Raw genomic sequence first — 18,060 nt, 5'->3', positions numbered from 1 at the left:
GCGTGGTCTGGATTCTGCTGGTGGGACGTCAGCTGTGCACGTGCAGCGGCTTGCCGGCCAGGGCAAGGAACGCTTCACCGAGGGCCTCGGTCTGGGTGGGGTGGGCGTGGATGAGCGGGGCGACGTCCTCGGGGAAGGCCTCCCAGCTGTAGATCAGCTGCGCTTCGCCGATCAGCTCGCCGACGCGGTCACCCACCATGTGTACACCCACGACCGGGCCGTCCGGCGCCTTGACCAGCTTGACCCCGCCCGAGGTCTTGAGGATCTGGCTCTTGCCGTTGCCGCCGAGGTCGTAGGTGAAGGTCGTGACGTCCGCGCCGTACTTGTCCTTGGCCTGCGATTCGGTCAGCCCGACCGACGCGACCTCGGGGTGCGAGTAGGTGACCCGCGGGATGCCGCTCTCGTCGATCACGCGCGGGTTCTGCCCGGCGATCTCCTCGGCGACGAAGATGCCCTGCTGGAAGCCGCGGTGCGCGAGCTGCAGGCCGGGGACGATGTCGCCGACGGCGTAGACGTTCGGCAGGTTGGTGCGCAGCCGCTCGTCGGTGAGGACGAAGCCGCGCTCGATCTTGACGCCGGCCTCCTCGTAGCCGTGGCCCGCCGAGTTCGGCCCGCGGCCGACGGCGACGAGCAGCAGGTCGGCCTCGATGGTCTCGCCGGACTCCAGCGAAACGCTCACGCCGTTGTCGTCCTGCTTCGCGCCGGTGAACTTCACGCCGGTCTTGAAGGCGATCTTGCGGCGGCGGAAGGCGCGCTCGAGCTGCTTGGACGCGAATTCGTCCTCGTTCGGGACCAGCCGCGGGAGGGCTTCGACGATGGTGACGTCGACGCCGAAGGAGGCCCAGACGCTGGCGAACTCGACGCCGATGACGCCGCCGCCGAGGACCACGACCTTCTTCGGCACGTAGTCGAGGGAGAGGGCCTGCTCGCTGGCGATGATGCGGCCGCCGAGCTCCAGGCCGGGCAGCGTGCGCGAGTACGAGCCGGTGGCGAGGATGACGTTCTTGCCGGTGTAGCGGGTGCCGTCCACCTCGACGGTCGTGCCGCCGACGAACGTGCCGCTGCCCTCGACGAGGTTGACCTTGTGCGCCTTGGCCAGGCCCTGCAGGCCCTTGTACAGGCGGGCGACGATCCCGTCCTTGTACTTGTTGACCCCGGCGATGTCGATGCCCTCGAAGACGGCCTTGACGCCGACCGCTTCGGCTTCCCGGGTCTCGTCGGCGACCTCGGCGGCGTGGAGCAGGGCCTTGGTCGGGATGCAGCCCCGGTGGAGGCACGTCCCGCCCAGCTTGTCCTTCTCGATCAGCGTGACGGAAAGGCCCAGCTCGGCCGCGCGGAACGCCGCGGCGTAGCCGCCCGATCCGCCTCCCAGGATCACGAGGTCGGCGGAGGTGTCGGTCACTTCATTAACTCCTCGGCAAGCAGTGGGGTGATGCTCTGTCGTCGCCCCTGCCCGGTATAACCGCGCGCGCGACACCCGCCATCTTGTCACTACGCCGGACGGGGCTGCGAGCTAGCCGGGTGTGCGACACCGACCACACGCGGACATCGGGATAATGAGTGGCATAAGTCTCGGGAGGGAAGGTGGTCGAGGTGGGGCTCTTCGACTCGCTGCGCAGGCGGGCCAAGGGTGGCCAGCGGGCCGGTACGCTGCGGAAAGCCAGCTCCGAGGACACCCGCCACCTCGAGGAGTGGGCGGCCGCGCGGCGGGGTGTCGAGGCGTTCGTGGAGCCGAAGACCAACGTCACGGAGACCACTGTGGTGTTGATCGCCCACGACGGCGAATGGACCCGCCGCCGGATCGGCAGCCTGGAGGCCGCGCAGCAGTTCGGCCACCGCCGCTCGATCCCGGTGTACGAGGTCGCGCGCGTCGGCTACCCGAAGCGCATGCGCGAGTACACCGAGCGGAAGAAACGCGGCCAGGTCTAGAGCGCGATCCGGCCGACAACCTCGCCGTTGAAGGTCTGCCCGGTGGGGCGGAAGCCCAGCTTGAGGTAGAACTCCTCCGGGCCGCCGTCGGCCGGGATCCACAGCACGGTGGCGGCGGTGTTGCCCCGCCGCCGGGCTTCCTCGAGCACGGTCTCGACGGCGAACCGGCCGTAGCCGCGGCCCTGGACGCCGGCGCCGACGTTGAGCCGCCAGATCCCGCAGCGGAAGAAGTCGAGCTCCGCGTCGGGGTCGAAGCCGCCCATGACGAAGGCGACGGGCTCGCCGCGGTCGAGGATGAGCCGTGGCCAGGCGACCACGGGCTGCGTGTAGGCCTCGGCGAGCGAGACGGCGACCGGCGCGACGAAGTCCCTTTGGTGCGGTTCGACGGCCAGCTGACACGCGGCCGCGACGTTGTCGCGGGTGATCTTCTCCGCACTGAGGGTGGTCACCCGGTCCAAGCTAGCTGGCCTGGGCGAGCAGGGTGGCGTGCCGGACCAGCGCCGCGCGGAACGACGGGTGGACGGTGGTGCCGAGGACGGGATCGACCTCGACCACGTGGGACGCGGACAGCAGCAGGATCGCCGGTTCCGACAGGACCACGACACCGTCCTCCACCCGCAGGTCCGCGGTGCCGAGGAGGCGGGGGAAGACCACGTCCGCGGGCAGGCCGTCGCAGGTGCGCAGGAAGTCGCGGTGGTCCTCGGGCAGTTCGACGCCGAGCCGCAGCTCGGCCGAGCGGATCGCCGCCTCCGACGCCGGCGGTGGGAGAGCGGTCCGGTGGCGCAGGATCGGTCCCGCCCCGCCGGCCGTCGTTCCGCCGCGCAGACTCAGGCTTTCCGTCAGTTCGCCCGCGCCGCGCAGGCGCATGATCTCCGCGATCAGCTCAGGCCAGGAGCCCAGCTCCGGCGGGTACCGCTCGTGCAACGCCGCGACCAGCGCGCCCGCGCACGTCGCCGCCCAGTCGCGCAGACCCAGCGGGTCGGCCCCGGCGACCAGCGCGGGAGCCAGGGCGCGCGTCGCGGCCAGCGTCGCCACGTCGGGACCGGGTCCGGCCAGCGATGCCCAGCGGGCCAGGTCGCCGTCGGCGAGAGCCGTGCGCACCCGATCCGGGCGCGACGGCGCCACCTGCTTGACCACCTCGGCGACCGGGCCCGGCGGGAGGACACCCTCCAGGTCCGAGACCGGACGGCGCAGGGCAGCCGTGTGCGCGCGCTCTTCGGCGTCGAGATCCAGCGGCGGCAGGCCCTCGGCCCAGCCCGGACGCGCACCCCGGGCTTCGAACAGCATCGCCCACGCCCGGGCCCGCACCGGGTCGGCGGCCAGCTCACCGACCGGCCGTTCCGTGCGGGCCTGCCACTGCGTCACCAGCCGGTCGGCCTCGTCGAGGGCGCCGGCGACGGCGAGCAGCAGCGCCGCGTACCCGATCCGGTCGTCGAGGCGAGCCTCGGGCGCGATCAGGACGTCCCGGACCGCCGCCTCGAGGTAGTCGTCCACGCCCCGACCCTAACCGAGCGCTTGCTTCGCCCCCGGGTGCAGCGGAACCGGGTCGGTCTGCGGCGCCAGCTGCTTCGAGATCTCCTTCGCCGCCGGGTGCACCTTCGCCAGCTCCGCCTGCTTGTCGAAGATCAGCTTCGTGATCGCGCACGCGTTGCCCGCCGGGAAGTCCTCGCGCACCAGCAGCAGGTTCGGCACCACGACCGTCGGCACGTCCGACGGCTGCCCGTAGGCCGCCTTCGGGATCACCGCCTGGTCGTAGACCGGGTTGACCTCCTTGAGCTTCGGCAGCAACGGCGTGATGTCGAGGAACTTCACCTTGTCCTTCAGCGACGTCGTGATGTCCGTGATCTGCGCGGTCGGCAGGCCACCGGACCAGACGAGCCCGTCGAGCGTGCCGGCCTTCATGCCGTCCGCGGTCTTGGCCAGGTCGAGCCGCTGCGCCTGGACGTCCGCGTCCGGCTTGAGGCCCGCCGCCTGCAGCAGGCGGTTCGCGATCACCTCGGTGCCCGACTTCGGCGAGCCCGTCGAGATCCGCTTGCCCTTCATGTCCGCGACACTGTCGATGCCGGAGTCCGTGCGCACGAGCACCTGCGTCGAGTTCGGGTAGATCCGGGACAGCGCCTGGATCTTCTGCGGCTTGCCGTCGAAGGAACCCTTGCCGTTCACCGCGTCCGCCGCCGTGTCCGCCAGCGAGAACGCGACGTCGTAGTTGCCGGCGACCAGCTGCTGGATGTTCTGCACCGACGCGCCGGTCTCCGCCGCGGTCGCGCGCAGCTTGGTGTTGGTGCTGATCAGCTGGGCCAGCCCGCCACCCAGGACGTAGTAGACGCCGCCGCTGTTGCCGGTGGCGATGGTGATCCGGCCTTCTCCCGCTTCGCAGGACTGCGCCCCGCTCGGAGCGGCCTGGTCGGTCTGCTGCTTCCCGCCGCAGCCGGTGACGGCCAGTGCGAGCACCGCGGCAGCGGCCCATGCGCGTTTCATGCTGTCCTCCTCTTGATCACGGCGTGGGTTCCCACGGCGGCGGCGAGGCACGCGGCCCCGATCGCGATCGGCACCGGCTCCAGGTAGAGCAGGCACAGGGCGGCGGGCACGAACAGCAGCCGCACCGGGAGGCTGACCGGCCCGAAGAGCCAGCCCCCGGTCACCACGGCCAGCGCGGCGACGGCCACCGCGGAGACCGCCGCCACCCACAGCACCGTGACGACGTCGGACTGCAGCAGCAGCGCGGCGCCGTTGTCGGTGAGCACGAAGGCGATCGGCACCAGGAACGCCGGCAGCGTGTACTTCCAGCACTGCCACATGGTGCCGAGCACCGACCCGCCGGTGATCGCCGCGGAAGCCACCGCGGCGAGCGCGGTCGGCGGCGTGACCTCGGACAACACCGCGTAGTAGAAGATGAACATCGCGCGCTCCGCGTCGGCCACCCCGAGCGTCTCCAGCGCCGGGCCGATCACCACCCAGGCGATGATGAAGCTCGCGGTGACCGGCACGGCGAGCCCGAGCACGCCGACGGCGACCGCCGAGAGCAGCACGGTCAGGATGAGGATCACGGTGCCGTTGTCGGTGAGCGCGCCGGCCAGTTCCACCAGCGCGTCCGCGAGTTCGAGGCCCAGCCCGGTCTTGGTGATCGTCGAGGTGATCACGCCGGCCGCCGCGCACACCGCGATCACCGGCAGCGCCCCGCGCACCCCGGCCGAGAGCGCGTCGACCATGTCCTTCGCCCACCCGCGCACGTCGTGGCGCCGGGCGATCAGCGCGAACAGCGCGGCGACCCCGGTGGCGTAGACGACCGCGGCGAACGGCGGGATGTCCAGGGCCAGGAACACGACGATGATCGCCAGCGACAGGAAGTGGTAGCCGCCGGTCAGCAGGAGCTTCCAGGGATCACCGTGGGGGACGTCGACCGGCTCGGCCTTGAACCGCCGCGCGTCGGCCTCCATCGCGAACACGATGCCGAGGTAGTAGAGCAGCGTCGGCACGGTCGCCCAGATCAGCACGGTCAGGTACGACGTCTGCAGGTACTCGGCGATGATGAACGCGGCGGCGCCCAGCGTCGGCGGCGAGAGGATCGCCCCGATCCCGGACGCGGCGAGCAGGCCGCCCGCGTTTTCCTTGGGGTAGTTGGCTTTCTTGAGGATCGGCCACGTGATCGAGCCGAGGCTGACGGCGGTCGCGGTGCCCGAACCCGACACCGTCCCGAGCAGGAAGCCCGACAGGACGGTGGTCCGGCCCGGCGCGGTCCGCGACTTCCGGAAGGCGGCGAACGAGATGTCCACGAAGAACCGGCCGGCGCCGGAGGCGTTGAGCACGGCGCCGTAGAGCGTGAACAGCACGATGTAGCTGCCCGCGACGTCCAAGGGCGTGCCGTAGAAGCCGCTGGCGTCGTTGAAGAGCGCGTTGACGATCTGGCTGAAGTCGATGCCGGCGTGCGCGATGCCCCAGTTCTGCGGGAGGTAGCCGCCGTAGTAGGCGTAGGCCAGGAAGAGCAGGCAGACGATCGGCAGCACGAGCCCGGTCGTGCGGCGGGTGGCTTCGAGGATCAGCACGAGCAGCAGCGCGCCCGCCACGATGTCCAGCGGCGACAGGATGCCCTGGCGGTTCAGGAAGTCGTCGTACCCGATGAGCACGGGGTACAGGCCGGCGGCCAGCGCGACGACGGCGAGGGCCCAGTCGGTCCAGCCGGGGTCGTCGCGGCCGCGCAGCCGCGGGCGGTAGCAGAGGAAGACCAGCGGCAGCGTCACGCCGAGGAAGAGCACGAGGTAGAACTGGTTGCCCTTGGCGAACGGGAAGAACACCTGCTTGAGCACCAGCACCGCGACGGCCAGCGCGACGAAGTAGACGACGCGGTCGGGGACGCGGGAGAGGGTGCGCGCCGGGCGTTCTTCGTCGTGCTCGGCGGCGATTTCGGCGGGGGAGTCGCGTTCCACCGGCTCGGTCGTCACCCGGCCACGGTACGGTGTCGCGGATCACACCGAAAGCGGCAATTCGATCACCGGCTCCGAAACGCCGGAAGGGCCCCCGCCGCGGCGGGAGCCCTTCCGAGAACGCGTTCCTCAGCCGTTGGCGGCGATGTCCGCCAGCACGGCCGCGATCGTGCGGACCGGGACGCCGGTGCCGCCCTTGCCGGTGTAGCCCCACGGCGAGCCGGTGTTGAACGACGGGCCCGCGATGTCGATGTGGACCCAGTCGAGGCCGTCGGCGACGAACTCGCGCAGGAAGATCCCGGCGGCCAGCATGCCGCCCCAGCGGTGACCCGTCACGTTGGCCAGGTCGGCCAGCCGCGAGTCGAGGTCGGCGCGCAGCTCCTCCGGCAGCGGCATCGGCCAGCCGTTCTCGCCGGTGGCCTGCATGATCGCGGCGACGCGGTCGCGGAAGTCGTCCGACCCCATCACGCCGGCGGTGCGGTTGCCGAGCGCGACGACCTGGGCGCCGGTCAGCGTCGAGGTCTCGATCAGGTAGTCCGGGTTCTCCTCGGCCGCGCGCACCATCGCGTCGACCAGGACGAGCCGTCCTTCGGCGTCGGTGTTGAGCACCTCGACGGTCTTGCCGCCGTACATGGTCAGCACGTCGCCCGGCCGGTACGACGTCCCGGACGGCAGGTTCTCGGCCAGCGGGATGTGCGCGACGACCTCGAGGGGGTACTTCAGCTTCGCGGCCAGCACCACGGCCGCGAGCACGCCGGCCGCGCCGGACATGTCCGAGGTCATGTGGTCCATGTTCGCGGCCGGCTTGAGCGAGATGCCGCCCGAGTCGAACGTGATGCCCTTGCCGACCAGCGCGACCTTCTTGGCGGCCTTGGCCGGCTTGTAGCCCAGGCGCAGCAGCCGCGGCGGGCGGGACGAGCCGCCGCCGACGCCGAGGATGCCGCCGAAGCCCTTGCGCTTGAGGGCCTTCTCGTCGAGCACCTCGAATTCGAGGCCGTTGTCCTCGGCCAGCTTCTTCGCGCGGTCGGCGAAGGAGGCCGGGTACAGGTCGTTCGGCGGGGTGTTGATCAGGTCGCGGGCGGTGATGACGGCCTCGGCGATGCTGCCGGCCGCCTTCAGCGTCGCCTTGTGCTCGCGGGCGGTTCCGCCGGCCGGGTTCGCGAAGTCGAGCTTCGCGACCGGGGAGTCGCCCTTCTCGGAGCGGTAGGCCGTGAAGACGTAGGAGCCGAGGATCGTGCCCTCGACGGCGGCCTGCAGGTCGAGCTCCGACAGCGTGACGAAGGCGCGGTCGGTGCCGGCCAGCGCGCGGCCGGCGGCGCCCGCGGCGCGGCGGACCTGCTCGGCGGTGACGGCGTCGCCCGCCTTGCCCAGGCCGACGGCGAGCACGACGCCCGCGGTGAGCTTGCCCAGCGTCGGCACCTTGACGACCTCTTCGGCCTTGCCGCTCGCGCCGAGCGTGGCGAGCAGGCCGGCGAGGCGGCCGTCGAAGGCGGCGTCCACAGCCGCGGCACCCGCGGCGAGCTCGGGGCCGTCCTCGCCCTGCAGGGTGCCGATGACGACCACGTCGGCGCGCGTCTTGGCCAGTGCCTCCCCGGTGTTGTCGGACAGGGCGAGCTTAGGCACGGTCACTTCTGGCTCCTCGCGCGTTCTCGGTGGTACCGGGCACCGGCCCGGCCGGGATCGTGAGCCATGCTAATGACGACCGGACCACGGGTGAACAGAGGGAGAGGGAGGCCGCGTGCGGCTGGGCGGTGGGCTGCTGGTCGTGCTGGCGGCCGGAGCGGCGAGCGCGGGCTGGTGGCTGCTCGCCGGGCTGGTGCTGGCGGCGGTGGCCGCGGGCGTCACGGCGCGGGTACCGGAACCGGGGGACGCCCTGGTCGACCGGGTCGGGGTGGCCGTCGCGCGGCTGGCCGAAGTGACGGTCTACGCGATCGCGTTCGGCGCGTACGTCTTCCCGCAGCACCGCGAACTCGCCGCCGCGGCGTTCGTCCTGGTGGTCACCGGCGCCGGCTTCGCCGGGCTGAAGATCCCGACGATCGTCGGACGGGTCGCGGGCGGGCTGCTGCTCGCCGCGGGTCTCGTGCTGGTCGCGGTGTGCGTGGCCGTGCCGCCCGTGTCGGCGGCCGGCGGCGGCCTGCGTCCCCCGGACTTCGCCGGCGTGCTCGTCGTCGCGGTGCTGACGCTGCCGTTCCTGCGGCCCACCGGTCGCGAGGGCGCGGGGTGGCGCGTGCTGCTGCTGGGCGCGGTCGCCGTGCTGGCCGCCTTCGCGGCGCTCTACCAGCTCGGCGCGGTCCGGCTCGGGCTGTCCCTGACGTCGGTGCGCGACCTGCTGTCCGCCGCCGACGCGGACTCGCTGCAGCCGCTGCTCACGGGCGTCGCCGTCGTCGCGACCGTGGTGCCGGCGCTGACCGCCGGGGTCGGGGTCCGCGAGCGGGCCGGGGTGCCCGGGCTCGCCGGCCTGGCCGTCGCCGCGGTGGCCGCGTACTTCCTGCCGGCCCTGCCCGTGCTCGTCATCGCCGGGCTGGCGGCCGTGATCGAGCTGCTACTGGGCGTACGCGCGCGCCGGTACAGTGGGACACGTGAGTGATCGACGCTGGCGGCCGGGGGAAACCGTGGCCGAACGGTTCCACCGCCCCGACGGCTCGATCGGCCAGATCCACCCGCTGCGCGTCCTCGAAGACGACGGCCGCGTCCTGCTGGCCTGGCTCCCGGCGGGCACGCCGATCGTCGGCAGCAGGCTCGCCGACGGCCGCCTGATGCGGGACGCCCCGCTGGACCAGCGGTTCCGGATCCCGCGGGTGGCGGTGCCGGACCTCTGGCACGGCGCCTCGACGCTGCGCCGGATCCCCGAAGACGAGTGGTTGTCGGTCTGGTGGTTCTTCGACCTCGAAGGCCGGTTCAAGAACTGGTACGTCAACCTCGAGATCCCGCTGGGCCGCACGCCGGGCGCGGTCGACCGGATCGACGGCGTGCTCGACGTCGTCGTCGAGCCCGACGGCAGCTGGCGCTGGGACGACGAGGACGAGGCCGAGGCCGCCCTGGAAGTCGGCCGCCTGACGCTCGAGCAGTTCGACCGGCTGCGCGCGGAGGGCGAGCGGATCGGCGCGCTGGCCGACCGCGGCGCCTACCCGTTCGACGGCACGGACACCGACTTCCGCCCGGACGAGGGGTGGCCGGCGCCGGAGCTGCCGGCGGAGCTCAGCCCGCGGTCAGGAGAAGGATCAGCGCCAGCACGGCGTTGACGACCGCGAGGATCACCACCGACTTCGTCGGGAGCACCCGCGGGAACACCTTCTTGCCGTGGAGGCTCCGCCACCACACGACGGCGAACACCCCGCCGACCAGGCCGAGGAAGCCGCCGAAGCCGCTGCTGAGCACCGCCCAGCCGACCATGCCGAGCAGGCCGACGCCGAAGGTCAGCAGCACCGCGGCGACGAACGTCTTGATGTCGGCGCCGGTGCTCTTGGGCCGGGGAACCGGCTCCGTGGAGTGGTAGGTCACGATGTCATCCTAGGGTCATCACGACGCGGCCGCGGACCACCCGGAACACGTGGACATCCGACTAACGCGCTTCCGACCAAGCGGTATCGTCTAGCCATGACGACCACGACGCACTTCACCCCTGTCCCGCACTCGAGCCCTGCGAGCCCGGAACGCGTCGCGGAAGTACTCGCCGCCCCCGGCTTCGGGGTGTACTTCACCGACCACATGGTGACCGTGAAGTGGTCGAAGGCCGAGGGCTGGCACGAAGCCCAGGTCGGCCCGTACGCCCCGTTCACGCTCGACCCGGCGACGTCGGTGCTGCACTACGGCCAGGCCATCTTCGAGGGGCTCAAGGCCTACCGCCAGCCGGACGGCTCGATCGCGTCCTTCCGCCCGGACGCCAACGCGGCCCGGTTCCGGCAGTCGGCCGAGCGGCTCGCCATGCCGCAGCTGCCCGAGGAGGTCTTCCTCGAGTCGCTGCGCGAGCTCATCGCCGTCGACGGCCGGTGGGTCCCCACCCGTCAGGGTGATTCCCTGTACCTGCGGCCGTTCATGATCTCGACGTCCACCGGGCTCGGCGTCAACAGCCCGGCCGCCGACTACGTGTACACCGTCATCGCGTCCCCGGCCGGTTCGTACTTCTCCGGCGGGGTCAAGCCGGTCAGCGTCTGGCTGTCGACGGAGTACGTGCGCGCGGCGCCCGGCGGCACCGGCGCGGCCAAGTGCGCCGGCAACTACGCGGCTTCGTTCGTCGCGCAGGCGCAGGCCGTCGAGAAGGGCTGCGACCAGGTGGTCTGGCTCGACGCGGTGGAGCGGCGCTGGGTCGAGGAGATGGGCGGGATGAACCTGTTCTTCGTCTTCGGCTCGGGCGAGAACGCCCGGCTGGTGACGCCGGAGCTGTCCGGCTCGCTGCTGCCCGGCGTCACCCGCAAGTCGCTGCTGCAGCTCGCGCAGCGGCTCGGCCACAAGGTCGAAGAGCGCCGCATCTCCACGGAGGAGTGGGAGAAGGCGGCGGCCTCCGGCGAGCTCACCGAGACCTTCGCCTGCGGTACGGCGGCGGTGATCACGCCGGTCGGGCACGTCAAGCACGCCAACGGCGAGTTCACCATCGCCGACGGGCAGCCGGGCACGCTGACGATGAAGCTGCGCGAAGAGCTGACCGGGATCCAGGAGGGCACCCGTCCCGACCCGGACCACTGGATGGTCAAGCTCGGCTGAGGTTCTGCCGCGAAGCCGTGAAGGCCACCGCCGAGGTGGCCTTCACGGCTTCGTCGTTCAGGAAACCGGGGCCGGGACGACCGGGCCGGAGACGCCGGCCTGCTCGTGGGTCGCGGTCTCGGCGAGGACGCGGGCGGCCATCATCAGCAGCGGCAACGCCGTCACCGCGCCGGTGCCTTCGCCGAGCCGGACGTCGAGCTCCAGCAGCGGGCCCAGGTCGAGGTGTTCCAGCGCGAGCGCGTGGGCGGGTTCGGCCGTCCGCTGCCCGGCCACCCACCAGCGCCGCGCCCCGGGGGCGAGGTCTTCCGCGACCAGGGCCGCCGCGCAGGCGACCAGCCCGTCGAGGACCACCGGCGTCCGGCGGACCGCGGCCTGGGCCAGGAACCCGGCCATCGCGGCGATGTCCGCGCCCGCCGTGGTGCGCAGCAGGTCGAGCGGATCGGCCAGGACCACGCGGGCCCGGCGCAGCGCGTCGCGCACCGCGGTGGCCTTGCGCATCCAGGCGGCGTCGTCGATGCCGGACCCGCGCCCGACGACGGCCACCGGCTCGCTGCCGGTCAGCGCCGCGACGAGCACCGACGCCGGCGTGCTGTTGCCGATCCCGAGGTCGCCGGGGATGAGCAGGTCGGCGCCGCCGTCGACCTCGGCGTCGGCGATCGCGATCCCCGCCCGGACCGCGGCCTTGACCTCGTCGGCGCTCAGCGCGTCCTCGACGTCGATGGAACCCGAGCCGCGGCGGACCTTGAACTCGCCGATCGACTTGGTCGCCGGGGCCTCGGTGTCCACGGCCACGTCGACCACGCGGACGCTCGCGCCCGCGGCGGCGGCCAGGACGTTGATCGCGGCACCGCCGGTGAGCATCGTGCCCAGCAGCTGCGCGGTGACTTCGGCGGGATAGGCCGAGACGCCCTTCGCGGCGATGCCGTGGTCACCGGCGAACACGACCACCCGGGGCCGGGTGAACGGCCGCGGCGGAGATTGTCCCTGGCAGGCGGCGATCCAGACGCCCAGCTCTTCGAGCCGCCCGAGCGAACCGGCGGGCTTGACGAGCTTGTCGTGCAGGGCGATCGCCGCGGACCGGGCGTGGTCGTCGGGCGGGGTGATCTCGGGGAACTCGATGTTTTCCGGCTCCACACCAGGCCCTTCCTGTTGCACGGCAACGCTGCGGCCAACCTACCGGGCGGGGGTGACCGGTAGTCTCGCGGCTCGTGGAGACGACGGCGGCCGCGGTGGTGCTGGCCAGTGGCGCGGGGACCCGCGTCGGCGCGAAGCTGAACAAGGTCTACCTGCCCCTGGCCGGGCGGCGCGTGGTCGCCTGGTCGCTGGACGCCTTCCGGCGGGTCCCGGGGATCGGCGTCCTCGTGCTCGTGATCCGGCCGCAGGACACCGAACTCGCCGAAGAGGTGGCCGGTGACGGCATCGAGATCGTGCACGGCGGGGACACGCGCCAGGCGTCCGAGCTCAACGCGCTGCGCCACCTCGCCCCCCGGATAGCGGGCGGCCGGGTCGACGCCGTGCTGCTGCACGACGCGGCCCGGCCGCTGGTCCACTCCGAACTGATCGGCGCGGTGCTGGCCCGGACACGCGAGGACGGGGGGGCTGTGCCGGGCCTTGCCGCGGACGACGTCGTCGGGGTGGATGCCGGGCACCTGGTCGCCCAGGTGCCCGGCGCGATCCGAGTCCAGACGCCTCAGGGCTTCCGGGCCGGACCGCTGCTCGAGGCCTACGAGAAGGCCGAGCGCGAAGGCTTCTTGGGTACGGACACTTCGTCCTGCATGGAGCGGTTCTCCTCCCTGCCGATCCGCTGGGTCCCGGGTGCTCCCGAGAACCTCAAGATCACGTATCCCCACGACCTGGTGGCCGCGGAGCGGCTGCTCGCCCGCCGGGGCGGCTGACCGCTAGGCGCACGCGGGCGGGCCGCCGCCGTCGTCCCCCTCCCGCTGTTCGGTGCCGGCCGCGGTGCCCGTCGGCCGGATGGTGACGTCCTGCCGCAGTTCCGCCGGGACGCCGCACCCGGGTTGCGGGCGCAGCGCCTGCAGTGGCGCGCCCGGGGTGCCGGGCTCCGCCAGGGTGAGCACCGCCCGCAGCGTCCAGACCGGGGTGGCGTGGTACTGCCAGGTGACCACCCGCGGGCTGAACACGTCGGTGCCCGGGAAGGTGGGCACGCGGTAGGCGCTGGCCCGGTGCTCGTCGCGGAGGATGATGACGTCCGCGCAGGTCGGCCACCGGTGGACGGCGGCGTAGATCTCCGGCGCCTCTCGGCCGCCGAACAGGTGCAGCACCCATTTGCGGCGCCGGAGTTCCTCGAGGAGTTCCTCGAGGCCCTGGCCGCTGGAGCCGGTGTGAGATGTGGGCGGGGACACACTTTCGAGGGTAACTTGCGTACTAGGACGCAGTCCAGAGCGTGTACTAGTACACCTGGGTGGTTCTGAACAGGGCTTTGTGGGAGACACTCCGGCGTGCTAGAACACTTGTGCGTGTTGTCCCTGTGAGGAGCCGCCTTGCCCACCCTCGACCGCCCTGAGCCGCCGTACCTGCAGATCGCGGGCCGGATCCGTGACGACATCCTGTCGGGCCGCCTGCAGGAGGGCGACTCGATCCCGTCCGCCCGCGAGATCGCCCGCACCTGGGCCGTCGCCATGGCGACGGCCACCAAGGTCCTGGCCACCCTCCGCTCGCAGGGGCTCGTGCGCCCCGTGCGCGGCGTCGGGACGGTCGTCGACCGCGGCGGCCTGCACCGCACGGCCCGCGACCGCACCGCCGCTTCGGCGCGGACCGGCCGCATCTACCCACCCGGCCACTACGCCGTGATCCGGTCGGCCGGGCTCGAGCCCGCGTCCGAGCGCGCCGCGGCCGCGCTGGGCCTCGAGGAGGGCGCCCCGGCGATCCGGCGGCGGCGTACCACCTACGGGCCGGACTCGCGGCCGTTGTCGACGTCGACGTCGTGGTTCGACGGCGCGTTGTCGGCCAAGGCGCCGTCGCTGCTGGTGCCGGAGCGGATCGTCGAGGGCACCGCGGCCCACGCGGCGGCCCGGCTCGGCACGAAGATCGCGACCACGCAGGAACGGCACGCGGCGGGTCGCGCGGGCGAGGAGGAGGCGACCGAGCTGGGGCTGCCCGCCGGGTCGCCGGTGCTGCTCGGCCGGAGCACCTTCCTGGCGGCCGACGGGACGGTTGTCGAGTACGGTGAGTCCGCCGCCCTGCCCGACCACTGGGTTTTCTACGAGTACACGACTGAGGACGGCGAATGAAGCACATCCACGCGGGCAAGGTCCGTGACCTGTACGAACTCGACGGCGGGGACATCCTGCTCGTCGCGTCCGACCGCGTCTCGGTCTACGACGTCTCGCTGCCGACACCGATCCCGGACAAGGGCAAGCTGCTCAACCAGTTGTCCGCTTGGTGGTTCGACCGGATGGCGGGCGTGGTCCCGAACCACGTGGTGTCGACGACGGACGTGCCGGACGAGTTCGCCGGCCGCGCGATGCGCTGCAAGCCGCTGAAGATGGTCCAGGTCGAGTGCATCGCGCGCGGTTACCTCGCCGGCCTCGGCCTGCGGGAGTACCAGCGCGACGGCAAGATCTCCGGCGTCGCGCTCCCGCCGGGCCTGGTCGAGGGCGACAAGCTGCCGGAGCCGATCTTCACGCCGACGACGAAGATCTCCGACACCGGCCACGACGAGTTCATGACCTTCGACGAGGTCCTGAACGAGATCGGCGAAGACACCGCGAAGCGGCTTCGCGAGCTGACGCTGGAGATCTACACGAAGGGCGCCGAGCACGCGGCGAAGCAGGGCGTCATCATCGCCGACACGAAGCTGGAGTTCGGCTTCGACGCCGACGGCACGCTGACCCTCGGCGACGAGGTCCTGACGTCGGACTCGTCGCGGTTCTGGCCCGCCGACGAGTGGGAGCCGGGCCGCCCGCAGCACGCGTTCGACAAGCAGTTCGTGCGCGACTGGTCGCGCAGCACCGGCTGGGACCAGACCCCGCCCGGGCCGGAGATCCCCGCGGAGATCGTCGAGCAGACCCGGCAGCGCTACACCGAGGTCTACGAGCGGATCACCGGGAAGACCTGGGTTCGTGGGTGACTACGACCCGTACAAGCTGATCGACGAGGTCGAGACGCTGCTGGTCTCGCACGGCCTCGCGCCGTCGCGGGTGCCCGGGCGGGGAGGCGACCGGCTGGCCGGTGCCAGCCGCCTCCTGCGCGGGTTCGGGCTCGAGCCCCGGATGGCCCCCGGGGACGCGTTCGACCTCGGGGTGCCGTTCCAGGGCCGGATCAACCAGGACTAGGGGCTCTTCGTCAGGCTCGCGTCGCGCTCGACGACGTCACCGAGGACGTCGTCGATGGCCTTGAGCAGGTCGGCGTCGAGCTTCTTGCCGGCGGCCTTGACGTTCTCGTGCACCTGCTCCGGGCGCGAGGCCCCGATGATCGCGGAAGCGACGTTCGGGTTCTGCAGCACCCACGCGACGGCCAGCTGCGCGAGGCTCAGGTCCGCCTGCTTGGCCAGCGGCTCCAGCTCGGCGACGCGCTTGAGGACGTTCTCGTCGAGGAGGCGGGCGACCATGTTGGCGCCGCCCTTCTCATCGGTGGCCCGCGAACCGGCGGGGTAGTCCTGGCCGGGCTTGTACTTGCCGGTCAGCACGCCCTGCGCGATCGGCGACCAGACGATCTGGCTCAGCCCTTCGCGCTCGGAGGCGGGGATGACCTGGTCCTCGATGACGCGCCAGAGCATGTTGTACTGCGGCTGGTTGGAGACGAAGGGGACCTTCAGCTCCCGCGCGAGGGCGGCCCCGCGGCTGATCTGCTCGGCGGTCCACTCCGAGACGCCGACGTAGAGCACCTTCCCCTGCCGGACGAGGTCGGCGAAGGCGAGCATGGTCTCTTCCAGCGGGACGGTCCGGTCGAACCGGTGCGCCTGGTAGAGGTCGACGTAGTCGGTGCCGAGCCGCTCGAGCGAGGCGTTGGCCGACTCGATGATGTGCTTGCGGGACAGGCCCTTGTCGTTGGGCCCCTTGGGACCGGTGGGCCAGTAGACCTTGGTGAAGATCTCCAGGCTCTCCCGCCGCTGCCCCTTCAGGCCACGCCCGAGCACCGACTCGGCGGCGGTGTTCGCGTAGGCGTCGGCGGTGTCGAAGGTGGTGATGCCGGCGTCGAGTGCCGCCTTGATGCAGGCGTGGGCCTGGTCCTCCTCGACCTGGGAACCGTGGGTGAGCCAGTTCCCGTACGAGATCTCACTGACATTGAGGCCGCTACGGCCGAGACGACGAAACTCCATGGGCCTCAGCCTAGGCGGTAATCGTTTGCTTTGCTAACGACCCTGGAGTGACTCCAGCATCACTTCGGCGGTTCGTCCCTCTTTGCCCGCTGGTTGTTCCTTGGCGGCGGGACAGCCAGGCGGGCGGGTATTTCGTGCTGGGCGCAACGCCGCACGGACGGCGCCTTGACCTCGTCTGTCCCGGCGCGGGCGAACAGCAAGAAGCCGGGTCGAGCATCGCTCGACCCGGCTTCTTCGAAGTCGCTCAGTTCGGGATCGGATCCCCCGGCTTCAGCCGCGGCTTCGGCACCCGCAGCCGCCGGATCTGGGAGGCCCGGACGAACGCGTACCAGCCGATCGACCGGCCCGCGATCGTCTCCTTCGGGAACTTCTCCCGGGCCAGCTTCGCGATCTTCCGGCCGTTCACGAAGCCCTCGATCGCCATCACCAGCAGCAGCGCCGTGCACAGCAGCGTGATGTACGACTGCACCTGGGGCAGCGGCACCAGCAGCGCCAGGAACACCAGGATGGCCAGCGGCATGAACAGCCCGAGCAGGTTGCGCCGGGTGTCGACCAGGTCACGGACGTACGCCTTGACCGGCCCGCGGTCGCGCGGCAGCAGGTACTTGTCGTCGCCCGCCATCATGCGGTCGCGGCGGAGCTTGGCCGCCGCGCGGCGGTCTTCCTTGGTCTGCGGGTTCGACTTGCGCAGTTCCTTGTTGCGCTTCATCGCCTCGCGCATGGTGGTCGGCGGCGGCGCCACGGGGCCGCGCCGCTTCGCCTCGGCCTCACGGCGCTTCGGCGTAGCCTTGCCCTTACCGGGCGTGTACGCCTTGCCGCCGACGTCGACGACCTCGGTCGTCTCCGGCTCGTCGGCGGCGTTGTCTGTGGTGCTTCGGCGCAGGAACCTCACGTCATCAGGGTATTGCAGGCGTCACGCCGCCGTTCACCAGGTCGATCGATGTGCGACCATGGTGGGGGAACAGATCGGGCGCTCCGGGTGTTGAAGACGTCAGCACGAGGAGTATCCGCACCGAGTTCGAACTTAGAGGGAGTGCCATGACGACCGCTGAGCACGCCGGCGCGACGCAGGCCGAGACCGCCGAGGAGACCCACGGCGTCACGTTGACCGACGCCGCGGCTGCCAAGGCGAAGGCCCTGCTCGAGCAGGAGGGCCGCGACGACATGCACCTGCGCATCGCCGTCCAGCCGGGTGGCTGCGCGGGCCTGCGCTACCAGTTGTTCTTCGACGAGCGCTCGCTCGACGGCGACCTGTTCCGCGACTTCGACGGCCTCAAGGTCGCCGTCGACCGGATGAGCGCCCCGTACGTGTCGGAAGCCGTCATCGACTTCGTGGACACGATCGAGAAGCAGGGCTTCACGATCGACAACCCGAACGCGACCGGCTCCTGCGCCTGCGGCGACTCGTTCCACTGAGCCGAGCGCACGACGCGAGAAGGCCCCGCCTCCCTACGGAGGGCGGGGCCTTCTTCGTTGCCGCGGTGTTCTCAGACGTACGCGTCGAGCTCGGCCACCTGGGCGTGGCACGCCTCGTCGACCTGCCACGGCTTGGCCGTGACGCGGGGGAGCGGCAGGCTCTCGGCCTGCAACGACTCCGGGATGAGCGCGCAGTCGGCGATCAGCTCGGAAAGGGTCTCGGGTTCGGTGACGGCGTTCACGATTCGTAACGCTATTGATCCGCTCTCGACTGGAGAAGGAGTACCAGCCGGTAGTGTCGGTGGGGCGTGC

General features: G+C 71.6%; 21 protein-coding genes. 9 read left to right on the top strand and 12 right to left on the bottom strand.

The genetic code is table 11. The features are described from left to right. Positions 1-28 precede the first annotated feature (28 nt). Positions 29-1,402 (bottom strand): dihydrolipoyl dehydrogenase, encoded by a 1,374-nt coding sequence (gene lpdA, locus ACH54P_RS18070; RefSeq protein ID WP_489914201.1) that lies wholly within the window; start codon positions 1,400-1,402, stop codon positions 29-31. A 182-nt stretch (positions 1,403-1,584) separates the two neighbouring features. Between lpdA and ACH54P_RS18065 the strand changes: the two genes are divergently transcribed. Continuing rightward, the gene (locus ACH54P_RS18065) at positions 1,585-1,929 is read left to right on the top strand and encodes an oxidoreductase (protein ID WP_489914199.1); all 345 of its coding nucleotides are present in this window, start codon (positions 1,585-1,587) and stop codon (positions 1,927-1,929) included. Here the strand turns inward: ACH54P_RS18065 and ACH54P_RS18060 are convergent. From ACH54P_RS18060 to ACH54P_RS18040, 5 genes are all read right to left on the bottom strand, one after another. Next, complete coding sequence (locus ACH54P_RS18060; protein ID WP_489914197.1) at positions 1,926-2,378, bottom strand: GNAT family N-acetyltransferase; 453 nt, start codon at positions 2,376-2,378, stop codon at positions 1,926-1,928. The genes ACH54P_RS18065 and ACH54P_RS18060 overlap by 4 nt on opposite strands. Positions 2,379-2,388: 10 nt before the next feature. Continuing rightward, positions 2,389-3,423: an SMI1/KNR4 family protein gene (locus tag ACH54P_RS18055; protein ID WP_489914195.1), complete on the bottom strand. Its 1,035-nt coding sequence runs from the start codon at positions 3,421-3,423 to the stop codon at positions 2,389-2,391. A gap of 9 nt (positions 3,424-3,432) precedes the next feature. Next, complete coding sequence (locus ACH54P_RS18050) at positions 3,433-4,407, bottom strand: TAXI family TRAP transporter solute-binding subunit (protein ID WP_489914193.1); 975 nt, start codon at positions 4,405-4,407, stop codon at positions 3,433-3,435. Then, positions 4,404-6,368 carry a TRAP transporter permease gene (locus ACH54P_RS18045; RefSeq protein ID WP_489914191.1) on the bottom strand — a complete coding sequence of 655 codons (1,965 nt, stop codon included), beginning with the start codon at positions 6,366-6,368 and terminating at the stop codon, positions 4,404-4,406. The genes ACH54P_RS18050 and ACH54P_RS18045 overlap by 4 nt, the downstream gene beginning before the upstream one ends. 111 nt (positions 6,369-6,479) lie before the next feature. Beyond that, entirely contained in the window at positions 6,480-7,979 is a 1,500-nt protein-coding gene (locus tag ACH54P_RS18040) for a leucyl aminopeptidase (protein WP_489914189.1), read from the bottom strand. 109 nt (positions 7,980-8,088) lie between these two features. Between ACH54P_RS18040 and ACH54P_RS18035 the strand changes: the two genes are divergently transcribed. After that, a complete protein-coding gene (locus ACH54P_RS18035; RefSeq protein ID WP_489914187.1) occupies positions 8,089-8,937 on the top strand; it encodes a hypothetical protein in 849 nt (282 codons plus the stop codon). Continuing rightward, positions 8,930-9,592 (top strand): ribonuclease FAU-1 family protein, encoded by a 663-nt coding sequence (locus ACH54P_RS18030; protein WP_489914185.1) that lies wholly within the window; start codon positions 8,930-8,932, stop codon positions 9,590-9,592. The genes ACH54P_RS18035 and ACH54P_RS18030 overlap by 8 nt, the downstream gene beginning before the upstream one ends. On the opposite strand, the gene ACH54P_RS18025 is transcribed toward ACH54P_RS18030, so the two are convergent. Beyond that, positions 9,549-9,851, bottom strand: a complete 303-nt coding sequence (locus tag ACH54P_RS18025; RefSeq protein ID WP_489914183.1) for a hypothetical protein — start codon at positions 9,849-9,851, stop codon at positions 9,549-9,551. The genes ACH54P_RS18030 and ACH54P_RS18025 overlap by 44 nt on opposite strands. A gap of 96 nt (positions 9,852-9,947) precedes the next feature. Here ACH54P_RS18025 and ACH54P_RS18020 point away from each other — a divergent pair, with 96 nt between their 5' ends. Then, a complete protein-coding gene (locus tag ACH54P_RS18020; protein ID WP_489914181.1) occupies positions 9,948-11,051 on the top strand; it encodes a branched-chain amino acid aminotransferase in 1,104 nt (367 codons plus the stop codon). A 57-nt stretch (positions 11,052-11,108) separates the two neighbouring features. Here ACH54P_RS18020 and cobT read toward each other — a convergent pair whose 3' ends face one another. Next, positions 11,109-12,185: a nicotinate-nucleotide--dimethylbenzimidazole phosphoribosyltransferase gene (gene cobT, locus ACH54P_RS18015; protein ID WP_489914179.1), complete on the bottom strand. Its 1,077-nt coding sequence runs from the start codon at positions 12,183-12,185 to the stop codon at positions 11,109-11,111. A gap of 74 nt (positions 12,186-12,259) precedes the next feature. On the opposite strand from cobT, the gene ACH54P_RS18010 reads away from it, so the two are divergent. After that, the gene (locus tag ACH54P_RS18010; RefSeq protein WP_489914177.1) at positions 12,260-12,946 is read left to right on the top strand and encodes an IspD/TarI family cytidylyltransferase; all 687 of its coding nucleotides are present in this window, start codon (positions 12,260-12,262) and stop codon (positions 12,944-12,946) included. Positions 12,947-12,949: 3 nt separating this feature from the next. Here the strand turns inward: ACH54P_RS18010 and ACH54P_RS18005 are convergent, their stop codons facing one another. Further along, the gene (locus tag ACH54P_RS18005; RefSeq protein WP_489914175.1) at positions 12,950-13,414 is read right to left on the bottom strand and encodes a hypothetical protein; all 465 of its coding nucleotides are present in this window, start codon (positions 13,412-13,414) and stop codon (positions 12,950-12,952) included. Between the two features lie 138 nt (positions 13,415-13,552). On the opposite strand from ACH54P_RS18005, the gene ACH54P_RS18000 reads away from it, so the two are divergent. The 3 genes from ACH54P_RS18000 to ACH54P_RS17990 are packed head-to-tail and all read left to right on the top strand — an operon-like array spanning position 13,553 to position 15,346. Further along, entirely contained in the window at positions 13,553-14,302 is a 750-nt protein-coding gene (locus ACH54P_RS18000; protein ID WP_489914173.1) for a GntR family transcriptional regulator, read from the top strand. After that, entirely contained in the window at positions 14,299-15,141 is an 843-nt protein-coding gene (locus ACH54P_RS17995) for a phosphoribosylaminoimidazolesuccinocarboxamide synthase (RefSeq protein ID WP_489914171.1), read from the top strand. The genes ACH54P_RS18000 and ACH54P_RS17995 overlap by 4 nt, the downstream gene beginning before the upstream one ends. Then, positions 15,134-15,346 carry a hypothetical protein gene (locus tag ACH54P_RS17990; RefSeq protein ID WP_489914169.1) on the top strand — a complete coding sequence of 71 codons (213 nt, stop codon included), beginning with the start codon at positions 15,134-15,136 and terminating at the stop codon, positions 15,344-15,346. Before ACH54P_RS17995 ends, ACH54P_RS17990 begins: the two co-directional genes overlap by 8 nt. Here ACH54P_RS17990 and ACH54P_RS17985 read toward each other — a convergent pair. Further along, complete coding sequence (locus tag ACH54P_RS17985; protein WP_489914167.1) at positions 15,343-16,332, bottom strand: aldo/keto reductase family protein; 990 nt, start codon at positions 16,330-16,332, stop codon at positions 15,343-15,345. The genes ACH54P_RS17990 and ACH54P_RS17985 overlap by 4 nt on opposite strands. A gap of 244 nt (positions 16,333-16,576) precedes the next feature. Then, the gene (locus tag ACH54P_RS17980; RefSeq protein ID WP_489914165.1) at positions 16,577-17,224 is read right to left on the bottom strand and encodes a DUF3043 domain-containing protein; all 648 of its coding nucleotides are present in this window, start codon (positions 17,222-17,224) and stop codon (positions 16,577-16,579) included. Between the two features lie 146 nt (positions 17,225-17,370). Here ACH54P_RS17980 and ACH54P_RS17975 point away from each other — a divergent pair, with 146 nt between their 5' ends. Beyond that, positions 17,371-17,748, top strand: a complete 378-nt coding sequence (locus ACH54P_RS17975; RefSeq protein ID WP_489914163.1) for a HesB/IscA family protein — start codon at positions 17,371-17,373, stop codon at positions 17,746-17,748. A 71-nt stretch (positions 17,749-17,819) separates the two neighbouring features. Here the strand turns inward: ACH54P_RS17975 and ACH54P_RS17970 are convergent, their stop codons facing one another. Next, positions 17,820-17,990, bottom strand: coding sequence for a hypothetical protein (locus ACH54P_RS17970; protein WP_489914161.1), 171 nt, complete (start codon positions 17,988-17,990; stop codon positions 17,820-17,822). Between the last annotated feature and the right edge of the window lie 70 nt (positions 17,991-18,060).

Source organism: Amycolatopsis sp. N2S4-7 (assembly GCF_058119595.1).
Note: the sequence above shows the minus strand (reverse complement) of the source record. Positions and strands in the feature narration are given on the sequence as shown.